Consider the following 23,339-nt stretch of genomic DNA (forward strand, 5'->3'; position numbering starts at 1 on the left):
CGCGCAAGCGCCTTGACCGGATCGAGTTGTGATCCTTCTCGCGCCCCGGGGAGGCAACCTCCCTCCCCCCGCACTATCGTCTTCCGGACAAAAGGAGAGCGGACGTCAGGTGAAGTGGGGGTGGCCTGCGTCCTACTCCGGGGGTGGTGCGAGCCTCATAGGGTTCGCATAGTGATCTCGCGCGTTGTGGCGCGTGGGGCGAACGGGGCGGGAGGCCGACGAGGCGTGGCGAATGCGGAACACAGCGGGCGACCGGCGGGTGCGTTCGGAGCGACGGCCATCGGCACGGCCAGGGCACGCCTGCGCGCGGCCCGCCTGGGACTGTGGCTGGTCGCCGCGATCCTCGCCGTGCGACAGGTGGCCGTCGTCCTCAGCACCCCGCGCGGAGAGCGGCTGACAGACCTCGAAACCTGGGTCGGCCCCGAAGGGGTCCTCCATGTGAAGGGCTCGCTGTACGAATCGACGCAGTTCACCGGCACGCCCTTCGGCGGCCTGGTGCTCAAGCCCCTCACCCGTTCGGCCGAACAGGCGCTCGGCTGGGGCTGGACCTTCTCCACCCTGCTGCTGGTCGTCGCGCTCGGCCTGGTCGTGGCCGGCGCCCTGCCCAAGCCCGTGACCTGGCGGGCCTCCATCCTGGCCGCGCCCGTCGCGATCAGCCTGCTGATGCTGTCGCTGCCGGTGCGCAACGCGTTCTGGTCGGGACAGACCGGCATCATCCCCGTCCTGCTCGTCCTGGCCGGCTGTTTCGCCGTCCGCGGCGAGCGCGCCAGCGGCGTCCTGATCGGTGTCGCCGCGGCCCTCCAGCCGACCGTGCTGCTCTTCGCCCCGCTGCTGTGGTTCACCGGCCGGCGCCGGGCCGCCCTGTCCACGGGGATCACGTTCGCCGCGACCACGGTCCTCGCCTGGGCGGCGATGCCGCACGACTCGTACACCTACTGGGTCCACCACATGGCGGGCACCGGCCTCGGCGGCGCCGCCGACGACCTCGCCAACCAGTCCCTGCACGGCGCGCTGCTGCGGCTGGGGCTCTCCGGTCCGCTGGAGATCGGCCTGTTCCTGGCGCTCGGCGCGACCGTCGCGGTCCTCGGACTGCGTCGCGCCGTGCGCTACGCCCAGGACGGCCAGCTGCTGCTCGCGGTCGCGGTCACGGGCTGCGCGGCCATCGCGGTCTCACCGACGACCTGGCAGCACCAGCTGCTGTGGGTGCTGCTCGCGGTCGTCGGCAGGGTCGGCAAGCGGGCCTCCGACCGCTACGTCTGGCCGGTGGCCGTGGTCATCGTGATGACGCTGCCCGCGAAGATGCTGCTGCCGAACATGTCGGCGGTGTACACACTCCGTGACAACGTAGTCCTGCTGGCCGCCCTCGCCGCCGCCACCGCCATCCCGTTCCTGTCCAGGACGTCGCCGTACTACCGCGCACCGATCCCGACGGAATACGCCCCACCGGTCCCGGCCCGCCTCAAACACGTCCCCCTGCTCCCGTTCCTGCGCCGGGTCCTGACCCGCCCGAACCTCCTCCTGGAGCTGCTGCTCATCCGCGTCACCTACGCGGCCTACCAGAAGGTCCGCCTCGCGGCGACCGGCGGCAGCAACGCGGAGGGCCGGGCGACGGCCGAGCACCACGGAGACCAGATCCTGTCGCTGGAGCGGTTCCTGCACATCGACATCGAGCACTGGGCGAACCACGCCGTGGTCAAGGTCGACTGGCTGCGGGGCTTCTTCGACTTCTACTACACGTCCTTCCACTTCGTGGTCCCGCTGAGCGTGCTCGCCGTGCTGTATGTGCGGCGCCCGGTCGACTACCGCTGGGCGCGGGCGTCTCTGGGGCTGACGACGCTGCTGGCCCTGGTCGGCTTCTGGCTCTACCCGCTGGCGCCCCCGCGCCTGATGCCGGGCCTCGGCATCATCGACACCGTGCACGGCGTCCAGGACTTCACCAAGCCGGACTACGGCACCCTGACCGCCCTGACGAACCAGTACGCCGCCATGCCGTCCCTGCACTTCGGGTGGTCCCTGTGGTGCGGCCTCGTCATCGCGATCATCGCGCCGAGATGGTGGATGAAGGGGCTGGGGCTGCTGCATCCCTTCTTCACGCTCACGGCGATCGTCGTGACCGGGAACCACTGGATTCTCGACGCGGTGGGCGGAGCGATGGCGGTGGGTGCCGGGTTCGGGCTGGCCTATGTGTTCCAGGGGCCGCGGGCACGGACCGTTAAGGCGGTGGCGGTCGGTCCGGAGCGGGAGTTGGCGCCCTCCGGCGGCGTCACCCACCCCGGATCAGGGCACCCACCTCGTGTTTGAGGAAGCCGTCCTGGCAGAACTCGAAGTGGTCCACCCTGCGCAGATCGAAGACCTGCCGGATGCCCCGCTGACGGGCCAGTGCGACGACGTCGTTGAACCTCTGCTCGAAATGAATCGAGAAGAAGACGCGGGTTCTGTCGCTGATGGACCTGATGCGGTCGATGCGCTGGAAGAAGAGGTCATAACGGCCGTCCGGCTCCCAGTAGTTCCATAAGTCCGCCGCGTGGCGCTGGACCTGCGCCAGGTTCTTTCCGCTGATCTTGTGGAGGTATTCGCAGACGTTCTGGAACTCGATGAGTGCTTCCGGAATCTGGGTGATGCGCTTCAGTTCGGCCAGCGGCTGTTCCGGGTTGAGGTGGGCTATCTTCCCCGAGATGACCATCGTCGAGTGGTTGATGTTCGGGTCGAGCAGCAGCACCGACTTGAGCTTGGGCTGCCGCTCCGGGTGGTCCCGCCACAACTCGGCGAGCCGGAACAGCATGTCGCAGCCGACCGAGAAGCCCACAAGAGTGATCCGCTTGTACGGGTACTGCCGCTGGAGGTTGTTGATGGCCCCGCTGATGAGGTCCGTGTGGGCGGCGATGCCGATCGGGCGATAGCGGTGGTCCCGCGCCTCCTCGACGTTGTGACCGAACAGCGTGATGGCGGCCGTGTGCTGCCGGGCGACGTTCATGAACGGACGGAAATCATCGGCGTCCAGGCCGAGTCCGTGCAACAGGATGATGAGATCGGAGGATTCCGTACGACGCTCCAGATACCAGAGCTGTCGGCCTATCACGGCATTGTCCGAGGGAAGGTCCTCCTCGAAGTCGTCGGCGTGGATGTCGAAGGAATGCCGCACCACTTCCCGGCGTAACTCACGGCGCCGTTCGGCGAGTCCGCGGGCCCACCAGGCGACCGAGAAGACGCCTGCCACGGCCAGGATCACGAGTGTGCCGCCGGCCACCACATGACTCCACGTCCAGCCGATCACGGACCGCGCCTCGTCGCTGTAGATGCCGATGGCGGTTCCCACGACGGCGCCCACCAGCGTCACGGCCGCTCTGTGCCGACGGGCGAATCCGGCCGCCCTTTCGACGAACTGCGAGCTGTGGATCATTGTCCCCCACCCTGCCCCACCAGCTCCGTCAAGCCGTTGCGTACGGTCACCGTTCCCATGAAGTGCCCGTCGGACACATCGGCCACGTGCAACGGCCGTGTGCTGCCGTCCTGATAGGCGTGGACGACGCTGCCCATCCGCGCCAGCGCATGGCTGGGCTCCATGCTCAGCAGCATGCCCGGAGTCCCCAGGGCTCCCATCACCGTCTCGATGACCCGGTTCCTGGTGTCGTCGTCGTACTGATAGAGCACGAAGCTGCACGTCACCACGTTGATGCGATGGGCGCGCAGATAGGCGGCAAGGGCGGGGAAGTCGAGGATGTCGAGCGGCCGCAGAACCATTCGCGTGCCCGCCTCCTCCGCCTGGCCCAGGGACCACTGCACCTCTTCGAAGCGCTGCTCGTAGTAGTCCGAGGGGCCGTGGCAGGTGCGCACCCAGTCGAGCGTCGGCAGCGGCGGACGGTCCACGCCGCCGACGAACTCCAGCGGAATCGTCCGGAACGGCAGCGGCGCGGGCCGCCAGCGCAGATCGCCCGCGAAACGGTCGTAGACCACCTTGTTGTTCAGCTGGCGCGGCAGCAGCCCGACGCTGGTTCCGAGGTCGAGGAGACGGACCTGCCGGAGGTCCCGGAACGCGGCGAAGGCTCCGACGACGAGCTGCGGCAGCAGGAACCGACGTGCTCCGGTGTACGAGTTCGAGTGACTGTCCATCAGACGCATGACGTCGGACGCCCGTTCCGACAGGGCGTCCGCGAGGGCCGGCACCCGATGGGTGGAGGACAGCTCCGGGCGGAACACATCCGCCAGCCTGCTGTCCTGGAGCGCCAGTTGCCGGACGGCGATGCCGAGCAGGGTGATGGCGTGGGCGTCGCTGATGTGGGGCCGCCGCTGCCACATCGCGGACAGCAACCGGTCGAGCCCGGCGGAGGCTTCGGACCGGGCCACCTCGCTCAGGCACTCGTGGAACAGGGACCAGCCGTGGTTGCCCTGCTGGTGCTGCCGCATGTCGGCCAGGGCCGTGAGCAGCGACTCCTTGCGCGTTGAGAGCACGAGCCTGCACTCCTTCGCAGACGGAGGACGGGAGGTCACGCGACCGCCATGCGGTTCGGCAGCCGCAGCTGCGCGGGGGAGAGCCCGCGCAACGTGTAGTGCGCGGCGAACCGCTCCACCGCGCCGAACACCTCCGGGGCGACGCCCAGCCGCCACAACCCCGCCAGGGCCAGCCGGACGACCGTCCGTGCGAGGGCATCCAGATCGGGGTCGGTCAGACCGTGCCGTGCGGCGTCGATCCAGTCCTGGCGGGTGGGCGCCGACGCGGCGGTGCCGATCAGCGAGGCGACCGCGTCGGACGTGGCCTCGTCGTCCATGAGCGCGGCCACCACCGCGACGGGCACCACCCAGTCGTCGCCGCTCTGGGCGTCGAGCATGCGCAGTTCCAGATGGCCGCAGGCCCGAACCGGCGGAACCAGGGACTTCAGATGATGGAAGACATCGTCGACCCCCACGGCCCGCGGGCCGTTCCCGCGCAGCCACCGTCTGAGGGACAGCCCGGCGGGCGCCGGCTCCCAGACCGCCGTGCGGTCGTCGGCCGGGTCGAAGTCCGTCCGCTGTATGGCCACGACTTGGGCGTCCAGGGCGTACCGGGTCCACACACTGCGCGGATCACTGCCCGACGGCAGCGGTCCGCTGCGGAACCGGTCGGTATGGAAACGCAGCAGCTGCCGCCCCGACAGCGCGGCCACCTCACGGGGGCCATGTGCCTCCAGTACAGGGGAGTTGGCGAACATCGCCATCAGCAGCGGACCGAGCGAGTTGGCGATCAGCCATCTCCGGGACCGTCCCCGCCACCCGTCCGAGCCGTCCCCGGCATCCACGTTCACCTGCACGGAAGCGGTGTTGCACAGCAGAGTGTCACCGGCGCTGCCGAGGTGCGCGTAGTAGCGCTTCAGCGCCTGGTAGCGCGGCAGCGCGACGCTGAACCGAGGAGGCCGATGGTCCAGCCCGGCTCCCACCAGCCGCATCCCCGCCTCCCGCGCCCGGCATCGAAGAACGGCCAGATCGGCGGCCACGGAATCGACGCAGCCTTGCAGTGAGGAGTACGGCAGACCGCTCAACTCCAGCTGCCCGCCGGGCTCCCAGGAGACCTGGCCGCCGTCCGGGAGGGTCCGCCCGGCCACGCGATCGACCTCTGTCAGTTCCTCGGGGCGGGGGCGGCGTGCCGGGTCGTCGACCGGCTGAAGAAACCATTCAAGCTCCACTCCTATCCGCCCCACCCGGTTTCGCGACAGCGAATGCTCGAAGATCATTCGTTTCGCTTCCGACTCACTCAACGCACTCAACGCACTTTCCAAGAAGCACGCCCCCGGTCGATGGCTGGTCAAGTCGTACAGCCATCATTACGCCAGATCCTTTTTACCCGCGTCCAGGGTGCGAGGCGTGGGGGTATGCCCGGGCCGGAAAAAAGCTGGATTCCTGCCCATGTGGGCCGGGTATTGGACTATGGTCTTGGGTCTCCGGCAACGGGGTCCGTCAGCTACCCATGAAGAGAGTGACTGAATCCATGGCTACCGTTTCATCCTCCGGTCACGTTGCGCACAAGCGTTTCGGTCAGTTGACCTATTTGGAGAGAGTGGCCGATTCTCGTGGGATCAGTATGTTCTTTCACGGGCTGGGGCTGGACGAGCGCGATTATCAGGAGTACCTGGAGACCCACGACACCCATGGCATCGCCGTCAGCCTGGCCGGCTACGCCCCGGGGCACCCGGATCCGCTGCCTCCCGTGCCCGCGAGCCGGCATGTCGAGATGGTGGCTGACCTCGTCGAACAGGTCAGCCGTGAGAATCCGGACAAGCGGATCGACCTCGTCGGGTTCTCCCTGGGGGCCGATCTCGTGCTCCAGCTCGCGGAGTTGTGGACGGCCGAGCCGGGCCGCAGGCGCCCGCCGGTCTCCGGTGTTCTTCTGCTGGACCCCAACGTGAATCAGTCGACCATGACGATCTCACGCCTTTTCGCATCCGCCGACCGTCGTGATCCCACACCCGCGTTGAAAGAGCTGGTCGGTCTGGCGCAGGATCGTGAAGTGCTGCGTTCGCTGTGCAGCTATGTCATCAAGATTTCGTCGAAGGATTTCGGTCAGGTGCATCGGCTCGCCAACGACATGATCCGTTACTGGGAGCCGGTTGGATACGATCAGTTTGGTGCCCGTGTCGCTCGTGTTGCCGAAATCGCTGATGTGGTGAATATCGTTCTCTCCGCCGATTACGGGAAGCACCTCCCGGGGATGAAGAATGCGGTGCGGCGTTATCACCCGCACGCGACGGATGTATCCCTCAACATCACGGAACTCGATCATTTCGAGCTCATTGAGAACGAGTTTCTGTCAAGGGAGTTGAAGGAGATCGGGTGACGACGGACTCCCCGTCACCCCGTCACCCGCACTCGAACCACACGGTCTTGCCGGCCTTCCCCCTCCGGTCCACGCCCCACTTGTCGACCACCGCATCCAGCAGCGCCAGCCCCCGCCCGTCCTCCGCCTCCGGACACAACTCGCTGCGTGTACGGGGCAGTTGCGGCGACCCGTCGGACACCTCCACCCGCACCCCCGCCGCCAGTCGCAGCACCAGCACCCCGCACCGCCGGTCCGGTACATGCCGTACGACATTGGCGACCAGCTCGGTCACCGCCAGCTCGGCGGCGTCGGCCAGCTCCGCCAACTCCCACTCGCGCAGCAGCGAACGGACGATACGGCGGATGTGCCGCGCCGAGTGCGCGCCGACGGTGAGACGCATGGCGTACTGGGCGGGGCGGGCGCCCAGGAGGGTGGGCGGCAGGGCGGGGGGAATGTGTTCGTTCACACCTCAAGGCTGGCCTGGCGCAACTACTCTGGGCTACGGATCGGATACAACTGGTTCTGGAGTGGGGGCTGTTAGTGACGCACATCAACGTCCTTGATCCGGGAGCGTCGCCGCTCGACTACTTCGGCTTCGAGCTGCGCCGCCACCGCGAGGCCGCCGGGCTGACGCAGCGCCAGCTCGGCGACATCCTCAACTACACCGGCTCACTGGTCGGCCAGATCGAGACGGCACGGAAGCTGCCGACGCCGGAGTTCAGCCAACGGGCGGACGCGGCGCTGGAGACGGGCGGGTTGCTGTACCGGCTGATCGACCTGGTGTTGCGGAGCCAACTTCCGGCCTGGTTCAGGCAGACGGCGGAGCTGGAAGCGCGGGCGACGGAGATCTGCACCTTCCAGACGCACATGGTCCATGGCCTCCTCCAGACCAAGGCCTACGTCCGTGCCGTCCTCGGCGTGCTCGACGAGACCAACCTCGACGACCGCACCGCCGTACGGCTCGCCCGCCAGCGCATCTTCGAGAAGGAGGAGCCGCCGGTCTTCTGGATGATCCTCAGCGAGGCCGCGCTGTACCAGGAGATCGGTGGCCGGGAGGTCATGCGGGAGCAACTCGCGCATCTGTTGGGCTTCGAGAGCAATCCGCGGATCAATGTGCAGGTGTTGCCGTTCTCGGCGGGGGCGCATGCGGGGCTGACTGGCTCGTACACCCTCTTCCGCTTCACCAGCGACCCGACCATCGTCTACACCGAGGGGTACGGCAGCGCGCATCCGACCGCCAATCCGGACACCGTCAAAGACTGCTCGCTCCGTTACGATCATCTGCAAGCCGCCGCGCTCTCCCTCAAGGACTCGGCGGAGCTGATCCGGCGCGTGATGGAGGAACGCTATGGCGAGCAAGGCGATTCCGACGGGGATCCAGTGGCGTAAGTCCAGCTACAGCAGCGACCAGGGCGGTGAGTGCGTCGAGTGCGCGCCGGTCGGGGACCTCGCCTGGCGGAAGTCGACGTACAGCGGCGACCAGGGCGGTGAGTGCGTCGAGTGCGCGCCGGTCGGGGACCTCGCCTGGCGGAAGTCGACGTACAGCGGCGACCAGGGCGGCGAGTGCGTCGAGATCGCCGAGGCACCCGCCACCGTCGCCGTACGAGACTCGAAGAAGACGACGGGCCCCATGCTCACCTTCCAGCCCGCCGCCTTCTCCACCTTCGTCGACTGGACGTCGGCTACAGCCGCTGAATGATCGTGCCGGTGGCCAGTCCGCCACCCGCGCACATCGTCACCAGCGCGAACTCCTTGTCGGCGCGCTCCAGTTCATGGAGTGCGGAGGTGATGAGCCGGGCCCCGGTGGCCCCCACCGGGTGCCCGAGCGCGATCCCACCGCCGTTGACGTTGACCTTCGCCAGGTCCTGCTCGAAGACCTGGGCCCAGCTCAACACGACCGATGCGAAGGCCTCGTTGATCTCGACGATGTCGATGTCCTTGAGGGACATCCCGGCCTTGCCCAGCACGGTGCGCGTGGCGTCGATCGGCCCGTCGAGGTGGAAGTGCGGGTCGGCGCCGACGAGCGCCTGAGCGACGATCCGGGCCCGGGGCCGTAGCTTCAGCGCCCGTGCCATCCGCTTGGACGCCCACATGATGGCGGCCGAACCGTCGGAGATCTGCGACGAGTTGCCCGCCGTGTGGATGGCCGTCGGCATGACCGGCTTCAGCCGGGCCAGCGCCTCCATGGACGTGTCGCGCAGCCCTTCGTCCTTGTCCACGAGCCGCCACATGCCCTGCCCGGCCCGCTGCTCGTCCTCGGTGGTGGGTACCTGGACGGCGAACGTCTCCTTCTTGAACCGCTCCTCGGCCCAGGCGTTCGCGGCCCGCTCCTGGGAGATGAGCCCGAGGGAGTCGACGTTCTCGCGGGTGAGACCGCGATGCCTGGCGATCCGCTCGGCGGCCTCGAACTGGTTGGGCAGGTCGACGTTCGACTCTTCGGGGAACGGCTTCCCGGGCCCGTGCTTGGAGCCCGAGCCCAGCGGCACACGAGACATGGCCTCGACGCCACAGCTGATGCCGACGTCGATGACGCCCGCGGCGATCATGTTGGCCACCATGTGGGAGGCCTGCTGCGAGGAGCCGCACTGGCAGTCGACGGTCGTGGCGGCCGTCTCGTACGGCAGCCCCATGGTCAGCCACGCGGTGCGGGCGGGATTCATGGACTGTTCGCCGGCATGGGTCACCGTGCCGCCGACGACCTGCTCGACGCAGTCGGCGGGGATGCCGGTGCGGCCGAGGAGTTCACGGTAGGTCTCGCCCAGGAGATAGGCGGGGTGGAGGTTGGCGAGCGCGCCGCCGCGCTTGCCGATGGGGGTGCGTACGGCTTCGACGATCACGGGTTCCGCGGCCATGGGGGATGGGTCCTCTCCTCGGGCCTGTCCGGCGGATCAGGCCTGGGTCGCGGGGCCCGGCACGCACACCCGCCGCGTTGTCGTCGGTCGCCATGGCTGCGCCATGACTCCCTCCTCCGCCTTGCAGGTGTACGCACCAGGCCTCGCTCACCCGTGTTTCTTCGGGCGCCCTGGGCCGAGGCCGGCCTGATCCGCCGGACAGGCCCGGGTTACCCGCGTGGCGCGGAGGCGTCCCGGCCCAGCCCGCCACGCAGAACTAGTACGCGTTCTAGTTCTGTGTGCAGTCTGCTGACAGGATGTCCACTGCCGCAAGGGGCGTGCAGCCTCCGAAGTTGCGATCTGCACGAACTCCGCACGCAATTGGGAGTGCCGTACCTCTTGCGACTTGTAGAACCCGTTACTACCTTCACGGCGATTCCCCGTTACTGATGGACCGTCAGATGTCCGGAGCCGCCGATGTCCTGTCCAGCGCTTCCCGACGGGTTCGACTTCACAGACCCCGATCTGCTGCAACACCGAGTCCCCCTGCCGGAGTTCGCGGAGCTCCGGCTGGCCGAACCGGTCCGCTGGATCCCCCAGACGTCCAACCTGGCGGGATTCCAGGACGAGGGGTACTGGGCCGTCACCCGGCATGCGGACGTCAAGTACGTCTCCACGCACCCCGAGCTGTACTCCTCCTACCTCAACACCGCGATCATCCGCTTCAACGAGCACATCGAGCGGGACGCGATAGACGCCCAGCGCCTGATCCTCCTGAACATGGACCCGCCGGAGCACACCCGGGTCCGCCAGATAGTCCAACGGGTCTTCACACCGCGCGCGATCCGGGCGCTGGAGGAGCGGCTGCGGACCAGGGCGGGATCGATCGTGTCGGAGGCGCGCGCCCACCCCGGCCCCTTCGACTTCGTCACGTCCGTCGCCTGTGAACTGCCGCTCCAGGCCATCGCCGAGCTGATCGGCATCCCGCAGGACGACCGGACCAAGATCTTCGACTGGTCCAACAAGATGATCTCGTACGACGACCCGGAGTACGCGATCACCGAGGAGGTCGGCGCCGAGTCGGCCACCGAACTCATCGCGTACGCGATGAACATGGCCGCCGATCGCAAGCAGTGCCCGGCGAAGGACATCGTGACCACGCTGGTGTCGGCGGAGGACGAAGGCAACCTCCGCTCCGACGAGTTCGGCTTCTTCGTCCTGATGCTGGCGGTGGCGGGAAACGAGACGACCCGCAACGCCATCACCCACGGCATGCATGCGTTTCTGACCAACCCGGACCAGTGGGACCTGTACAAGGCGGAACGCCCCGCGACCGCGGCGGAGGAGATCGTCCGCTGGGCGACCCCGGTCAACTCCTTCCAGCGCACGGCGACCCAGGACACGGAGTTGGGCGGCAAGCAGATCAAGAAGGGCGACCGGGTCGGCATCTTCTACGCCTCGGCCAACCACGACCCCGAGGTCTTCGACCACCCCGACGGCTTCGACATCACCCGCGACCCGAACCCGCACCTCGGCTTCGGCGGCGGAGGCCCGCACTACTGCCTCGGCAAGTCGCTGGCCGTGCTGGAGATCGACCTCATCTTCAACGCGATAGCCGACGCGATGCCGGACCTGCGGCTGGTGGGCGATCCGCGGCGGCTGCGCTCGGCGTGGATCAACGGTGTGAAGGAACTCCAGGTCACCCTGGCCTGATCCATCGACCCGGGCCGGCGGCAGCTCCCGGCGCGCCGCCGGCCCGTCCTCAAGGGGAGGTCCCGGCACCGGAGCCAGTGGCTCGGTGCCGGGACCTGTTTCACTGCATTCGGCCGCTCATGCGACCGGGCGTGCTCAGAAGGCGGTGTTGTCGCAGCCCATGGACGAGCCCAGGTGGTTGCCCTGGCCGCCCGAGTTGCCCTCGCCGTTGAGCCCGTTGCCCAGCAGGCCGTCGAGGATCCCGACCTGGCCCAGGATGTCGATGTTCAGGTCGTGGGACTTGCATTCGGTGCTCTGAAGGACGCTGTAGTTGCCGCCCTTGCCCTTGTCGCCATCGTCGCCGTGAGCGCTGGCGGTGCCGGCGCTCAGGGCGCCGACGCTGCCGAGGATGGCGACCAGAACGGCAGCCTTGCGAAGCTTGTGCATGTCATCTCCGGTGGGTGAGGTGTGTGCGGTCTGCGAAAGATCCGCTTCATACCGTTAAGGGAGATTAGTAACAGATGTTAAAGAAAGCCCGGTTTGACGCGCCGGGTTTTATGAGTTAGACCCCCACCTGCCGCAGGCGGCGTCGAGTGCGGTCACTCCCGGCCCGATGCCGTCACCGCCAACAGGGCGACCAGTACCGCCGTGATCAGCAGGGGCAGTCCCAGATTCACGTGGATCACCAGCCATGCGCCCAGCGCCGCGCCCACCAGCATGGCCACGACCGAGGCGGTGCGGCGCGGGGAGTGCACGCCCGTACCGCCGCCGGCGCGGGAGTCGGAGGCGAGACCGGTCAGGGTCATCGTCAGGACCGTGGTGGTGAGATCGGGGATGCCGAGCTTGCGGACCGTCGCGTTGCGCAGGCCCATCGCGAAGGCCGTCAGCGCGATGAGGGCGTAGCGCGTGGCCGGGGCGTCCGGTGCGGCGAAGGCGACCGCGGACGACGCGCCCAGGAGCAGCGCCTCCGCGGCGAGGGTGAGGCGGGTCCAGGTCCTGCGCGAGCCGCCGCCGCGCCAGACCGCCATACGGCCGCCCGCCACCGCGCCCACGAGGAAGGACGCCAGCGACGTCAGCGTGTGCGCGATGGAGAAGCCGGGTGCGCCCGCCGCCGCGAAGCCGAGGACCACCACGTTGCCGGTCATGTTCGCCGTGAAGACGTGCCCCAGCCCCAGGTAACTCACCGCGTCGATCAGGCCGCTGACCACCGTCAGCAGCAACAGCACCGGCACCAGCCGCAGTCCGCGCGCCTCGGGGTCGTACGGCTCTGTCTCGGCTCGCTGCGTGCTCATGGAATCTCCGGTCGGTGGGACGGGTGCGTTGCACTCGACGGGTGCGCTGCACTCAAGTCGACCACTGAGGCGGGGATTCTGGGCTCTTTGAGGTGAGCCGTTGTCGCAAAGGGTGAAGGCGGCGGCCCCGGGGATCGGGGGCCGCCGCCTTCACGTGCTGTGGGCCGGGATCAGTACCAGCCGTTGGCCTGCCAGAAGTTCCAGGCGCCGACCGGGCTGCCGTAGCGGTCGTTCATGTAGTCGAGACCCCACTCGATCTGGGTCTTGGCGTTGGTCTTCCAGTCCGAGCCGGCCGAGGCCATCTTCGAGCCCGGCAGGGCCTGGACCAGGCCGTAGGCGCCGGAGGAGGCGTTGGTGGCGTCGACGTCCCAGCCGCTCTCGTGCTCGACGATCTTGCTGAAGGCGTTGTACTGGGCGGTGCTCGGGATCATCTTCTTCGCGATCGCCTGCGCCTGGGTGGCGGAGGACGTGGTCGCCGCCTGCGCCGGGGCCGCGGTCAGGACCAGGCCGGTGGCGGCAGCGGCCACGGCGGCGGTCGTGAGGGCCTTCTTCGGGGACGCGATGCGGCGGGCGATGCGGGAGACAGACACGGAGAACCTTTTTCCTCGGGGACAGTGCGTCGCGGGCAAGCCGGTGCCGCACGGAGGCGGTGGGGGCATGCATCGGCGCCGTGGCCCTGAGGGCACATCGGCGCCGTGCGACGTCATCCAGAGAAGCAGGCCGGGAACGGGTCCGCAATGACCCCTTTTACTAGTTGTAGTCGCATCTGGGGTGAAGGTCGTTTGTGTGACGTGGCTCTCAATGTGCAGGTCAGAGGCGGTTATGGCATGCGCATGGCGTCCGAATTGCCCGACTAAGCTGGATCGTAGGTGATGTGGGTCATGTGGGGTGGTTCACCGCTCGCCTCACCGTCGGTTCATCGCCTCTCACGCAGCGGGTGCGTCGAATGTGACCGGCGCCTCGAACGCGGCCCGCCGAGTGGCCCGGCGCAGTGCCTTGAGGATCGCCGGGCCGAGGGTGACCGTCAGGACGACGGTGACGATCGCGCGGCCCAGGTCCCAGCCGAGCGAGGTGGCGACGCAGTACGCGATGAAGCGGGCCAGGTTCGCGGGGACGGCCGCGTCCGGGTCGAAGGCGACGTTCGAGGCGAGGGCGCCCATGAAGGGCCAGCCGGCCAGGTTCATCACCGTGCCGTAGACGAAGGCCGCCAGGAAGCCGTAGCCGGCGAGCAGCAGGAGTTCGGCGCGGCCGCGCAGCCGGTCGGGGCCCGGGAGCAGGCCCGCGCCCATCGTGAACCAACCCATCGCCAGCATCTGGAACGGCATCCACGGGCCCACCCCACCCGTGAGCAGCGACGACGCGAACATGGTGACCGACCCGAGAACGAAGCCGAAGCCCGGACCGAGGACCCGTCCGCTCAGCACCAGCAGGAAGAACATCGGCTCGATCCCCGCCGTTCCGGCACCGAGGGGACGCAGCGCGGCGCCCGTCGCGGCGAGCACCCCGAGCATCGCGACCGCCTTCGGACCGAGCCCCGACTCGGAGATCGTCGCCGCCACCACCGCGACCAGCAGCACCAGCAGCCCCGCGAACAGCCAGGGGGCGTCCTGGGCGTGGGCGCTGACCTGGGAGGTGGGCGGGGCGAGGAAGGGCCAGCCGAAGGCGATCACTCCCACCGCGCTGACCAGCGCGAGGGCGGTGACGGAGCGGGGACCGAGAGGGACCGGACGGGACTGAGGGGTCGGGCGGGGCTGAGGGGTGTCGACGGTCATGCCAGTGCCTCCCTCACCTGCGTGACCGTGAGCCACTCCTGCGGGGCCAGGATCTTCGTGACCTGCGGGGCGAAGGACGGGGAGGACACGACCACCTCGGCCGTCGGGCCGTCGGCGATCACCTCGCCCTCGGCCAGGAGGACCACCCGGTGCGCGAGCTCGGCGGCCAGTTCCACATCGTGGGTGGCCAGGACGATGGCGTGGCCCTGCGCCGCCAGCTCACGAAGGAGCGTGACCAGGCGGGCCTTCGCCGCGTAGTCGAGGCCGCGGGTCGGCTCGTCCAGGAGGAGCAGTGGCGGGCGGGCCGTGAGGACGACGGCCAGGGCGAGGGTCAGGCGCTGGCCCTCGGAGAGGTCGCGGGGGTGCGTGTCGTCGGGGATGCCGGGGAGGAGCTCGGAGACGAGGGCACGGCAGGTGCCGGGTTCTGCGCCCGCGTCGGCGTCGGCCGCCGTGCATTCGCCGGCGACCGTGTCGGCGTAGAGGAGGTCTCGGGGTTCCTGCGGGACCAGGCCGACGCGGCGGACGAGGTCGCGGGGCGGGGTGCGGTGGGGTACGGCTCCGCCGACGTGAACCGAACCGGCGGACGGTTCGGCGAGGCCGACGAGGGTGTTGAGGAGGGTGGATTTTCCGGCGCCGTTGCGGCCCATGAGGGCGATGGTTTCGCCGGGGGTGATGGTGAGGGTGATGTGGTGGAGGGCGCGGATGTGGTTACGGGTGACGGTGAGGGCTTGTACGGCGGCCGTGTAGGGGGAGGTTGGGGTGCTGCGTTTGCTTCGGAACCAGCGGGCGCCCAGGAGCTCGGGGGTTTCGGATCGTCGGCGGCTGCGGGCAGTCGGTGGCTGGTCGCGCAGTTCCCCGCGCCCCTGAGGGGCGGTGGTGGCGCGCTTGTTGAGTTGCTCGCGCAGGTTCGCTGCCCTTCGGCGGGCGTCTCGGACCGTCAGGGGTAGGGGGGACCAGCCTGCCAGGCGGCCCAGGGCGACCACCGGCGGGTATACCGGCGATACGGCCATCACTTCCGCCGGAGTGCCCAGGATCGGTGTGGCGCCCGGGGCCGGGAGCAGGGCGACCTGGTCGGCGTACTGGATGACGCGTTCCAGACGGTGTTCGGCCAGGAGGACCGTGGTGCTGAGGTCGTGGACCAGGCGTTGCAGGACTGCGAGGACCTCTTCGGCGGCTGCCGGGTCGAGGGCGGAGGTCGGTTCGTCCAGGACGAGGACTTTCGGGTGCGGGGTGAGGACCGAGCCGATGGCGACGCGCTGCTGCTGGCCGCCGGAGAGGGTGGCGATGGGGCGGTTCCGCAGATCGGCCAGGCCCAGCAGGTCCAGGGTCTCCTCGACGCGTCGGCGCATCACGTCCGGGGCGAGGCCCAACGACTCCATGCCGTAGGCGAGTTCGTCCTCGACGACGTCCGTCACGAAGTGGGAGAGCGGATCCTGTCCCACCGTGCCGACCACGTCGGCGAGTTCACGCGGCTTGTGCGTACGGGTGTCACGGCCCGCCACCGTGACACGGCCGCGCAGGGTGCCGCCGGTGAAGTGCGGGACGAGCCCGCTGACCGTGCCGAGGACCGTCGACTTGCCGACTCCGGACGGGCCGGCGAGCAGCACCAGCTCGCCTTCCGGCACCTCGAAGTCCACGCCCTGGACGGTGGGTTCGGCCGCACCGTCGTACGTCACGGAGACATCGTCGAAGCGGATCATGACTGTTCCTTCGGGTTGGGCGCGATGAAGGCGGGGAGCAGGCCGAGGAGTACGGCCGCCGCGGGCCACAGGGGGAGGGTCGGGGCGACCAGGGGGACGAGGCCGGGGTGGAGTGCGGCCGGGTCGTGGGCCGCCGCGAGGGCGAGGGCGGCGGCCACGGCCGCGCCGGACGCGGTGACCAGCCAGGCGCGGACGTTCCAGGGGTCCGGGCGGTAGCGGGTGCGCAGGGAGCGGCGGCCCCCGAGGTGGAGTCCGGCGAGGGCCGCGGCGACTCCGGCGAGGAGGACCGGGAGGCCGTACGTGCCGCCTTCGGCGGTGAGGAGTCCGTACGTTCCCGCACAGACGCCGAGCAGGCCGCCGAGGGTGAGGGCGGTGGTCGTACGGCGGACGGCGGGCGGGACGTCGGCGGTACGGCCGTAGCCGCGGGCGTCCATCGCGGCGGCGAGGGCGACGGAGCGTTCCAACGCGCCCTCCAGGACCGGGAGTCCGACGTGGGCGAGGCCACGGATGCCCCTGTCCGGGCGGCCGCGCAGACGGCGGGCGGCGCGCAGCCGCTGGACGTCGGCGATGAGGTTCGGCGCGAAGGTGAGGGCTACGACGACTGCCACGCCGGTCTCGTACAGCGCGCCCGGGAGGGACTTGAGGAGGCGGGACGGGTTGGCGAGCACGTTCGCCGCGCCCACGCAGATGAGGAGCGTGGCGAGCCTCAGGCCGTCGTAGAGGGCGGCGAGAAGTGATTCCGCGGTGACCTTCCCGCCCAGGCGGATGCCTTGGGCCCAGTCCGGGAGGGGGACTTCGGGGAGGGTGAGGAGCGTGTGGCTGCCGGGGATGGGGGAGCCGAGGGCGACGGCGAAGAGGAGGCGGATGGCTATGACGACGAGGGCGAGTTTGACGAAGGCGGAGTAGGAGCGGGCGGTGGGGGTGTCGGGGCGGCAGGTGGCCACGACGTAGGCGGACGTGACGATGAGGAGGGCGAGGAGGAGGGGGTTGGTGGTGCGGGTGGCGGCGGTGCCGAGGCTTATTGACCAGAGCCACCAGGCGCCGGGGTGCAGTTGTGCGCGGGGGGTGCCGCGATGTGTCGTTGATTGTCTGCGGCGCCGTCGTGGCTGGTCGCGCCCCGCGGCGGAGCCGCATATCGATACAGCCCCGCGCCCCTTTAGGGCGCTGTCGAAACGGAGTTGACTTCGCCCGGCCCGCTCAGCCATGTCGGCGCCGCCGCGTTTGCCACACCGCTGCCGTTCCCAGTACTGCCACCACCGCCGCGCCTGCGAGCAGTCCCACCGATGGGCCGCCGCCGTCCTTCTTGCCTGCCCTCGCCGTGCCGTTCTCCTTCGTCACCTGCTCCCCGCACCCCGTCTCCGGGTAGCCCGCGATGGCGCAGAGGAGGGCGTTGGTGTCGTAGCGCAGGGGCTTGGCGACGCCGGCGAGCGCCTCGGCCGATGAGGCGTCGGGGGAGATCACCGCGCAGGCCGTACGGGGCCGGGGCGGGGTTTCTCCCTCGGGTGCGTCCGCCGGAGTACCGAAGTCGATGACCAGGGCGACCCGCTTCTTCCCGTCCGCGGGAGGGGTCTTGGCGCAGATGGAGGTGAAGTCGGCCGTGCCGCGGGGCTTGCTGGCGTCGGCCGAGTCCTCGCTCACCGCGAAGCGGAAGCCCTGGACGTCGCCGTCGGAGGGGCGGGCGAGGGAGGGGCCCTGGGTGGCGTAGGTCCAGGTGTTGCCGGTGCGGTCCCAGAAGGACCAGTAGCGGTAGCCGGTGGCGTGCGCCTGGCCCGCGGTGCCCGTCCAGACGAGGATGAGCACGAGCAGGGCGGAAAGGCGGCGGGTCATGGCTGCCGCCGCTTGTTGCGGCCGCTCAGCAGGAAGCCGATGCCGATACCGGCGACGAGGCCGATGCCGACGATCCACCAGACGTTGAAGGAGGAGTCGTCGTCGCTCTTCTCGCTGGGGGCGGTGGCCTGCTCGGTGGCCTGCGGGGCCGGGCCCGTCGCGTTGAGCTGTTCGACCAGGTTCGCGCCGCCGAAGTCGCGCGGGTCGGCGCCGGTCGCGGTGGCGGCGAGGATCAGCTGGGCGTAGGCGGCGGGCCCGCTCTGCTTCGCCCAGTCCGCGGTGTTCTCCTCCAGCCAGGTCAGCGGCTGCTGCGCCGCCTTCGGCCCTCCCGTCACGGCGAGCGCGACGACCGCGTCCGCGGTGTTGCCGTAGTCGGGCTGGTCCTCGGCGCCGGGGAGCGCGGACTTCAGGTAGCCGTCCTTGCGTACCGTCTCGGCCAGGTAGGACGCGCCGTTGGCGGCGGCCCGGTCCGGGTCGGGGCGGGTGGCGTCGGCGCAGGCGAGGTCCGTGTCCGCAGCAGTCTTCGCCGACTCCATGCTCATGCCTTTCATGGCGAGCACGGCCGCCGCCGTCGCATCCGCGTTGGCGGCCAACTTGCCCTTCTTGTCCGGCTGGTAGGCGAAGGCACCGCCGTCGGCGCACGTCAGGGCCAGCTCGCGCAGGGCGTCGAAGGGGGACTTGCCGTCGTTCTCCGCGGTCTCGGGGTCCTGGCCGATGGAGGTCAGGGCACCGATGACGAGGGAGGTCGAGTTGGCGTCGCTGGGCCCGCCGGGGGTGTAGCCCCAGCCGCCGTCCTTGTTCTGCCGGGCCTTCAGCCAGTCCGCCGCCTTCATGGCGAGGTCCATGTGTTCGCCGCCGCCGTCTCCATCTCCGGCGAGGGACAGGGCCTGGGCCGCGGCGGCCGTGCTGTTGGTGTCGACCATGACCTTGGCGTCACAGGCCTTGGCGGGCTCGGCGCGGAAGGCGGCGAACGCCCCGTTCTCGCACTGCTGCCCGATCAGCCAGTCGACGGCCTTGGCGGCCGGCTTCACGTCCGACTTGATCTGCGCGATCAGGGCCAGTGACTGACGCCAGACACCGTCGTACGTCGGGTCGGTGCTGCCGTACAGCCCGTCGGGTATCGCCACCGACGGGGAGGGCGACGGGGCGGCGACGGCGGGCGCGGCCGTGCCGATCACGGCGAGGGCGGCCAGGACCGCGGCGCTGCGGCGGACGTTCATGATCGGCGGGTGCCTCTCCCTGAAGGGAGCCGGGCAGCACGGGACACCCCCGGGCGGCTCGGCTCCGTATACCTCGACGGTGCCGCACACCGGCCGGTTGCCGATGCGCGTGAGCCGGTCACGACCATCCGGGGCAGTCCGGCTCACCGCCCTCCACGAGCGGCTCACGGTTGCGGGCCAGCGCCGGAATTACACCGGCTTCCCCCCGTACGGGTGTGATGACGACCTGCCCACTCTACCGGGACGGGGGCGGGGGGCTGGGGGGTGGCTGTGAGCGGGGCCGGGGGCACTGTGCTGCCGGCAGCGCCGCGAGATGTCGTCGTAGTGCGGTTGGCAGTGGCGCGAGATGTCGTCGCGTTGCGCTTGCGGTGCCGTGGGATGCCGTCGTCGTGGCTGGTTGCGCAGTTCCCCGTGCCCCTTCAGGGCGCTGCCGCGATCTGCTTGGATTCTGGCCATGCCGCCAACGGGGAGACTGCTCGGCTCCGGTCGTGACGCCGACGTGTACGAGATCGACGAGGCGTGGGTGCTGCGCCGGGACCGGCAGGGGTGGGGGGACTCGGCGGCCGTGGGGGCGGTGATGGACCATGTGCGCGGGTACGGCTACCCGGTCCCGCGGGTGCGGCTGCCCGACTCCTCGCGGACCGACCTGGTGATGGAGCGCCTGTCCGGACCGACGATGCTGGAGGCGTGCCTCGCCGGTTCGCTCGGCCCGGAGGAGGCGGGCGCCACCCTCGCCGGTCTGCTCCGCGAGCTGCACACCGTCCCCGCCCGCCGGTCGGAGGGCGCCCGCATCCTCCACCTCGACCTGCACCCCGACAACGTCATCCTCACCGCCGACGGCCCCCGAGTGATCGACTGGACCAACACGGAGGAGGGTGACCCGGCGCTGGACTGGGCCATCTCGTCGATGATCCTCGCCCAGGTCGCGGTCGACGACACCCCGATCGCCGCACCTGCCACCGCCATGCTCACGGCCCTCCTCGCCGATCCGTCCCACCTCACGGAGGACGCGCTGGCGGAGGCCCGGCGACGGCGGGCGGCCAATCCGACGATGACCCGGCGAGAGGTCGAACTCCTCGGTGTTGCCGAGGAGTTCATCCGCAGGCAGGTGCCCTTTGGGTGATGCGCCCCGGTGCCGCCGGGCGTTGCGGAGTCAGTCCGAGTCCGTTTGACGCCGCCTCCGGATCGTCAACGCCTGGTACACCGTCAGTCCGGTGTTGAGAAGGGCCGACAGCCCGATCAGCGCCGCCGTCACCGTGTCCACGATCTGCATCGTCTCTCGCTCCTCGTCGCCTCTGCCGCCGCCGGGTGCATCCCGGACTCGAAGGCCTGCACACGATTGGCGGCTCGCCAGGACAGCGACTCCAGCGCGGTGGAAAATGCTGGACGTACGTGGACGGAGGGGGCGGCGCCGCATGGAGCAGCAGGACAGTCCGACGACTGAATTCGTCGTGTGGCTCGTGCATTTGAGGGCCAGGGCGGGCCACCCGTCACTGATGGCGCTGTCGGAACAGACGGCACGCGTCCCGCACCCCTACCACGTCGCCAAGTCGACGATGGGCAAGGTGTTCCAGGGCAGCGGCCTGCCGTCGCTCGACGTGGCCGTTGCCGTGGCGGGAGCCTGCGCGCAGTACGCGGACTGGGGTGCCGCACGGGTGGCCCAGGTGCAGCGGGAGTGCCGGCAGCGCTGGGCGGCGGAGAAGGCCGCGACCGAGGCCGCGTCCATGGAAGCGGCTCGCAAAGCGGTGTCGTTCGTATCCGCGGACCTCGACTTCATCAGCAAGTACCAGCAGAGCGTCGTTCCGTTGCTCGACACGATGGAACTGTTCGGCGTCACGCTGAGCCACCCCGACTTCCAATACCGGATGAGCACGTCGTACATCAGCCTCACCGTGGAGGAACGCGGCTCGGGAGGCCGTGTGGGGGACGGGCCCCAGCGGGTGGAGAACGCCCTGGGCGGTTCCACGCGCGTCCTGTTGCGTGGGGACGCCGGATCGGGGAAGACGACGCTCCTCAAGTGGCTGGCCGTCGGCTCGATGCTGCGGACGCTTCCGGGGCCGATGATCACATGGCAGGGGCTGGTCCCGTTCTTCCTGCCGCTACGCCGCTTCAGCGAGGGTGAGTTGCCCCGGCCCCACGAGTTCATGGCCTACGCCGGCCGAATCGTGGCCGAGCAGGCTCCGTCCGGCTTTGTGGCCAAGGTGCTTGAGCAGGGTCGTGGGCTGGTGCTGATCGATGGCGTGGACGAACTGCATGCCGACCGCAGGCATGAGGTGCACGCCTGGCTGCGTGAACTGACCGGTGCCTACCGCAACTGCCATTACGTGATCACGTCACGGCAGGCCGCCGTCACCGAGCTCTGGCTCAGTGACCAGCGGTTCGACTCCTTCGAGCTGGCCCTGATGAGTTCGGGCGACCAGAACCAGTTCATCCGGCACTGGCACGGCACCATGCGTGAGGCGGCCGGAAGTGAGGAGCAGCAGCAGCGTCTCACCACCCACGAGCACGCTCTGATTCGCAGCCTCGCCCGCCGCCGCGAGCTACGCAGACTGGCAGGCAACCCGCTGCTGTGTGCCCTGCTGTGCGCTCTGCACTGGGACCGCGCGATGCATTTGCCCGACGATCGGATGAAACTGTACGAGGCGGCGCTCGACATGCTGCTGATCCGCCGGGATCAGCACCGGGGGATCGATGACGGGGGACCGCCGCTGCGCAGTGGGGTGCGGGAGATGCTGCTGCGCAGACTCGCCTACTGGATGATCCGCAACGACAGGTCGGAGGTGTCGTTCCAGGAGTTCGTGGAACTCATCCGCGGCTATCTGGAAACGTCGGTCCACGAACCGCCCGACGCCGACCTGGTGGCCCGTCAACTTCTGGTGCGCACAGGTCTACTGAGGTCACCGGCCACCGGCCGGGTGGACTTCGTGCACCGTACCTTCCAGGAGTATCTGGCGGCCGAACAACTGCTCAACGAGCGTGATCTCGACTTCCTGGTCAGCCATGCCCACCAGGACCAGTGGCAGGAGGTCGTCGTGATGACCTCTGGCCGCGCCCGTGACCGCGAGCGGAACGAGCTCATCGGGGCCCTGCTGAAGCGCGCCGACGACGAACTCCATCACCGGCTGTCGTTGACGATCCTCGCCGTCGACTGCGTCACCGGTGCGGCTTCACTCGACCCGGAGCTGCGCCGGGAGGCGGGCCGACGCGCGGCGGAGCTGATCCCGCCGCAGAGCATCGAGCAGGCGACCGCGCTGGCCGGTCTGGGCGAGGTCGCGCTGGATCTGATGCCCGGTCCCGAGGCCGGGCTACGGCCCGATGTGGTCAACGCGATCATCCACACCTGCCGACTGGTCGGCGGGGCATCCGCCATGCGGGCGCTGGCCCGGTTCGTCCCGGACGCCACCATCGCCGTGGAGCGTCAACTGCGCACCATGTGGGCGGAGTTCGACCCCTCAGAGTTCGCCCGTGTGGTGCTGTCCCCGTTGCGGTGGGAGGACCCGCTCCGAGTGGGCCCGGCCTTTCTGGCGCATGTGGGTCATCTGACCCATCTGCAGGAGCTGCGGGTGTCCGGTCCCGCCGACAGCTACGCGGTGCTGGGCCGGTTGGCGGAGCTGCGCTGGCTGGCCATCGACGAGCCCCAGCCCTCGTTGCCGCACCTGATCATGCCGCCGTCCCTGCGCACGCTCCACCTTGAGGGCGCGGTGGAGCACCAGGCGTTCCTCGGCCTTGCCCAACGTGGCCTGGAGGAGCTGTCCCTCGGCGGTGCCCCGTGCCCCGACTGCAAGAGCACTCCGTGGCAGATGCTGGCACAGTGGCCCGATGAAGTGCGCCGCGGTGTGCGGTCCCTGACCGCGGAACAGGACGTGATCGACAGCCCGTCGTCGGCCATCGCGCAGCGGCTCCCGGCGCTGACATGGCTGCGGATCAAGCGCGCCTGGGACGTAGGCCCGGATCACGTGGCGACCTACCTCGAACGGCTGGAGGAGTTGCCGTCCGTGGTCACGTTCGAGATGGAGTTGAGCGCCGACCGTACTCCGAGCCTGTCCGACATGGTGTCGGCGTTCCCGCACTGGCGACCCCGGCGTGGGCGGCCCGGCACCGACGGGGTCAACTGGGTATTCATCCGGGCTGCTCCGCGGGTCGGCGGCAGTGATACAGCGGGGAGGAACGCGGCGCGGACCGCGACGCAGGCCTCTGCGGCGCCGTGAGTCCCGGCCC

General features: G+C 69.5%; 20 protein-coding genes and 1 riboswitch. Of the genes, 7 read left to right on the forward strand and 13 right to left on the reverse strand.

Annotation, left to right across the window (positions count from 1 at the left end):
* The first annotated feature begins 225 nt into the window (after window positions 1–225).
* A complete protein-coding gene (locus ACIHFB_RS09125) occupies window positions 226–2,301 on the forward strand; it encodes a bifunctional glycosyltransferase 87/phosphatase PAP2 family protein (protein WP_365278330.1) in 2,076 nt (691 codons plus the stop codon).
* Here ACIHFB_RS09125 and ACIHFB_RS09130 read toward each other — a convergent pair.
* From ACIHFB_RS09130 to ACIHFB_RS09140, 3 genes are read right to left on the reverse strand one after another with little or no spacing between them, the layout of a single operon-like run.
* Entirely contained in the window at window positions 2,264–3,400 is a 1,137-nt protein-coding gene (locus ACIHFB_RS09130; RefSeq protein WP_365278327.1) for a hypothetical protein, read from the reverse strand. The genes ACIHFB_RS09125 and ACIHFB_RS09130 overlap by 38 nt on opposite strands.
* Window positions 3,397–4,449: a DUF2332 family protein gene (locus tag ACIHFB_RS09135; RefSeq protein WP_365278325.1), complete on the reverse strand. Its 1,053-nt coding sequence runs from the start codon at window positions 4,447–4,449 to the stop codon at window positions 3,397–3,399. The genes ACIHFB_RS09130 and ACIHFB_RS09135 overlap by 4 nt, the downstream gene beginning before the upstream one ends.
* A gap of 35 nt (window positions 4,450–4,484) precedes the next feature.
* Window positions 4,485–5,657 carry a glutamate-cysteine ligase family protein gene (locus tag ACIHFB_RS09140; RefSeq protein WP_365278322.1) on the reverse strand — a complete coding sequence of 391 codons (1,173 nt, stop codon included), beginning with the start codon at window positions 5,655–5,657 and terminating at the stop codon, window positions 4,485–4,487.
* A 290-nt stretch (window positions 5,658–5,947) separates the two neighbouring features.
* Between ACIHFB_RS09140 and ACIHFB_RS09145 the strand changes: the two genes are divergently transcribed.
* Window positions 5,948–6,805: an alpha/beta hydrolase gene (locus tag ACIHFB_RS09145; protein WP_365278319.1), complete on the forward strand. Its 858-nt coding sequence runs from the start codon at window positions 5,948–5,950 to the stop codon at window positions 6,803–6,805.
* A gap of 22 nt (window positions 6,806–6,827) precedes the next feature.
* Here the strand turns inward: ACIHFB_RS09145 and ACIHFB_RS09150 are convergent, their stop codons facing one another.
* On the reverse strand, window positions 6,828–7,253 hold the full coding sequence (locus ACIHFB_RS09150) for an ATP-binding protein (protein ID WP_400126114.1): 426 nt from the start codon (window positions 7,251–7,253) through the stop codon (window positions 6,828–6,830).
* A gap of 74 nt (window positions 7,254–7,327) precedes the next feature.
* Here ACIHFB_RS09150 and ACIHFB_RS09155 point away from each other — a divergent pair, with 74 nt between their 5' ends.
* The gene (locus tag ACIHFB_RS09155; protein WP_400126116.1) at window positions 7,328–8,176 is read left to right on the forward strand and encodes a helix-turn-helix domain-containing protein; all 849 of its coding nucleotides are present in this window, start codon (window positions 7,328–7,330) and stop codon (window positions 8,174–8,176) included.
* Window positions 8,136–8,486 carry a DUF397 domain-containing protein gene (locus tag ACIHFB_RS09160; RefSeq protein ID WP_400126118.1) on the forward strand — a complete coding sequence of 117 codons (351 nt, stop codon included), beginning with the start codon at window positions 8,136–8,138 and terminating at the stop codon, window positions 8,484–8,486. Before ACIHFB_RS09155 ends, ACIHFB_RS09160 begins: the two co-directional genes overlap by 41 nt.
* Here the strand turns inward: ACIHFB_RS09160 and ACIHFB_RS09165 are convergent.
* Complete coding sequence (locus tag ACIHFB_RS09165; RefSeq protein ID WP_365278311.1) at window positions 8,470–9,639, reverse strand: steroid 3-ketoacyl-CoA thiolase; 1,170 nt, start codon at window positions 9,637–9,639, stop codon at window positions 8,470–8,472. The genes ACIHFB_RS09160 and ACIHFB_RS09165 overlap by 17 nt on opposite strands.
* A 456-nt stretch (window positions 9,640–10,095) precedes the next feature.
* Between ACIHFB_RS09165 and ACIHFB_RS09170 the strand changes: the two genes are divergently transcribed.
* A complete protein-coding gene (locus tag ACIHFB_RS09170) occupies window positions 10,096–11,331 on the forward strand; it encodes a cytochrome P450 (protein ID WP_400126120.1) in 1,236 nt (411 codons plus the stop codon).
* A gap of 135 nt (window positions 11,332–11,466) precedes the next feature.
* Here the strand turns inward: ACIHFB_RS09170 and ACIHFB_RS09175 are convergent, their stop codons facing one another.
* The 8 genes from ACIHFB_RS09175 to ACIHFB_RS09210 form a co-directional block, all read right to left on the reverse strand.
* On the reverse strand, window positions 11,467–11,757 hold the full coding sequence (locus ACIHFB_RS09175; protein WP_365288175.1) for a hypothetical protein: 291 nt from the start codon (window positions 11,755–11,757) through the stop codon (window positions 11,467–11,469).
* Window positions 11,758–11,909: 152 nt separating this feature from the next.
* The gene (locus ACIHFB_RS09180; RefSeq protein ID WP_400126122.1) at window positions 11,910–12,602 is read right to left on the reverse strand and encodes a YoaK family protein; all 693 of its coding nucleotides are present in this window, start codon (window positions 12,600–12,602) and stop codon (window positions 11,910–11,912) included.
* Window positions 12,603–12,772: 170 nt separating this feature from the next.
* On the reverse strand, window positions 12,773–13,192 hold the full coding sequence (locus ACIHFB_RS09185) for a transglycosylase SLT domain-containing protein (protein ID WP_365288179.1): 420 nt from the start codon (window positions 13,190–13,192) through the stop codon (window positions 12,773–12,775).
* A 336-nt stretch (window positions 13,193–13,528) separates the two neighbouring features.
* A complete protein-coding gene (locus ACIHFB_RS09190) occupies window positions 13,529–14,374 on the reverse strand; it encodes an ECF transporter S component (protein WP_400126125.1) in 846 nt (281 codons plus the stop codon).
* Window positions 14,371–16,074: an ABC transporter ATP-binding protein gene (locus ACIHFB_RS09195; protein ID WP_400126126.1), complete on the reverse strand. Its 1,704-nt coding sequence runs from the start codon at window positions 16,072–16,074 to the stop codon at window positions 14,371–14,373. The genes ACIHFB_RS09190 and ACIHFB_RS09195 overlap by 4 nt, the downstream gene beginning before the upstream one ends.
* A complete protein-coding gene (locus ACIHFB_RS09200; RefSeq protein ID WP_400126128.1) occupies window positions 16,071–17,279 on the reverse strand; it encodes an energy-coupling factor transporter transmembrane component T in 1,209 nt (402 codons plus the stop codon). Before ACIHFB_RS09200 ends, ACIHFB_RS09195 begins: the two co-directional genes overlap by 4 nt.
* Window positions 17,272–17,901: an SCO2322 family protein gene (locus ACIHFB_RS09205; RefSeq protein WP_400126130.1), complete on the reverse strand. Its 630-nt coding sequence runs from the start codon at window positions 17,899–17,901 to the stop codon at window positions 17,272–17,274. The genes ACIHFB_RS09200 and ACIHFB_RS09205 overlap by 8 nt, the downstream gene beginning before the upstream one ends.
* Window positions 17,898–19,121 carry a prenyltransferase/squalene oxidase repeat-containing protein gene (locus ACIHFB_RS09210; protein WP_365288189.1) on the reverse strand — a complete coding sequence of 408 codons (1,224 nt, stop codon included), beginning with the start codon at window positions 19,119–19,121 and terminating at the stop codon, window positions 17,898–17,900. Before ACIHFB_RS09210 ends, ACIHFB_RS09205 begins: the two co-directional genes overlap by 4 nt.
* 131 nt (window positions 19,122–19,252) lie before the next feature.
* A riboswitch (cobalamin riboswitch) is annotated at window positions 19,253–19,326 on the reverse strand.
* A gap of 249 nt (window positions 19,327–19,575) precedes the next feature.
* On the opposite strand from ACIHFB_RS09210, the gene ACIHFB_RS09215 reads away from it, so the two are divergent.
* Both ACIHFB_RS09215 and ACIHFB_RS09220 read left to right on the forward strand, forming a co-directional pair.
* Entirely contained in the window at window positions 19,576–20,244 is a 669-nt protein-coding gene (locus ACIHFB_RS09215; RefSeq protein WP_400126132.1) for a phosphotransferase, read from the forward strand.
* A 292-nt stretch (window positions 20,245–20,536) separates the two neighbouring features.
* Complete coding sequence (locus tag ACIHFB_RS09220; RefSeq protein WP_400126134.1) at window positions 20,537–23,329, forward strand: NACHT domain-containing protein; 2,793 nt, start codon at window positions 20,537–20,539, stop codon at window positions 23,327–23,329.
* The last annotated feature ends 10 nt before the right edge of the window (window positions 23,330–23,339 follow it).

Origin of the sequence: Streptomyces sp. NPDC051963 (genome assembly GCF_044593495.1) — a bacterium.
GTDB lineage: Bacteria > Actinomycetota > Actinomycetes > Streptomycetales > Streptomycetaceae > Streptomyces.

Bases quoted from the DNA above. Each gene is read 5' to 3' on its own strand.
- ACIHFB_RS09130 (WP_365278327.1), bottom strand. From the start codon at position 3,400: ATGATCCACAGCTCGCAGTTCGTCGAAAGGGCGGCCGGATTCGCCCGT.
- ACIHFB_RS09160 (WP_400126118.1), top strand. From the start codon at position 8,136: ATGGCGAGCAAGGCGATTCCGACGGGGATCCAGTGGCGTAAGTCCAGC.
- ACIHFB_RS09165 (WP_365278311.1), bottom strand. From the start codon at position 9,639: ATGGCCGCGGAACCCGTGATCGTCGAAGCCGTACGCACCCCCATCGGC.
- ACIHFB_RS09170 (WP_400126120.1), top strand. From the start codon at position 10,096: ATGTCCTGTCCAGCGCTTCCCGACGGGTTCGACTTCACAGACCCCGAT.
- ACIHFB_RS09175 (WP_365288175.1), bottom strand. From the start codon at position 11,757: ATGCACAAGCTTCGCAAGGCTGCCGTTCTGGTCGCCATCCTCGGCAGC.
- ACIHFB_RS09180 (WP_400126122.1), bottom strand. From the start codon at position 12,602: ATGAGCACGCAGCGAGCCGAGACAGAGCCGTACGACCCCGAGGCGCGC.
- ACIHFB_RS09190 (WP_400126125.1), bottom strand. From the start codon at position 14,374: ATGACCGTCGACACCCCTCAGCCCCGCCCGACCCCTCAGTCCCGTCCG.
- ACIHFB_RS09195 (WP_400126126.1), bottom strand. From the start codon at position 16,074: ATGATCCGCTTCGACGATGTCTCCGTGACGTACGACGGTGCGGCCGAA.
- ACIHFB_RS09200 (WP_400126128.1), bottom strand. From the start codon at position 17,279: ATGGCTGAGCGGGCCGGGCGAAGTCAACTCCGTTTCGACAGCGCCCTA.
- ACIHFB_RS09205 (WP_400126130.1), bottom strand. From the start codon at position 17,901: ATGACCCGCCGCCTTTCCGCCCTGCTCGTGCTCATCCTCGTCTGGACG.
- ACIHFB_RS09210 (WP_365288189.1), bottom strand. From the start codon at position 19,121: ATGAACGTCCGCCGCAGCGCCGCGGTCCTGGCCGCCCTCGCCGTGATC.
- ACIHFB_RS09215 (WP_400126132.1), top strand. From the start codon at position 19,576: ATGCCGCCAACGGGGAGACTGCTCGGCTCCGGTCGTGACGCCGACGTG.
- ACIHFB_RS09220 (WP_400126134.1), top strand. From the start codon at position 20,537: ATGGAGCAGCAGGACAGTCCGACGACTGAATTCGTCGTGTGGCTCGTG.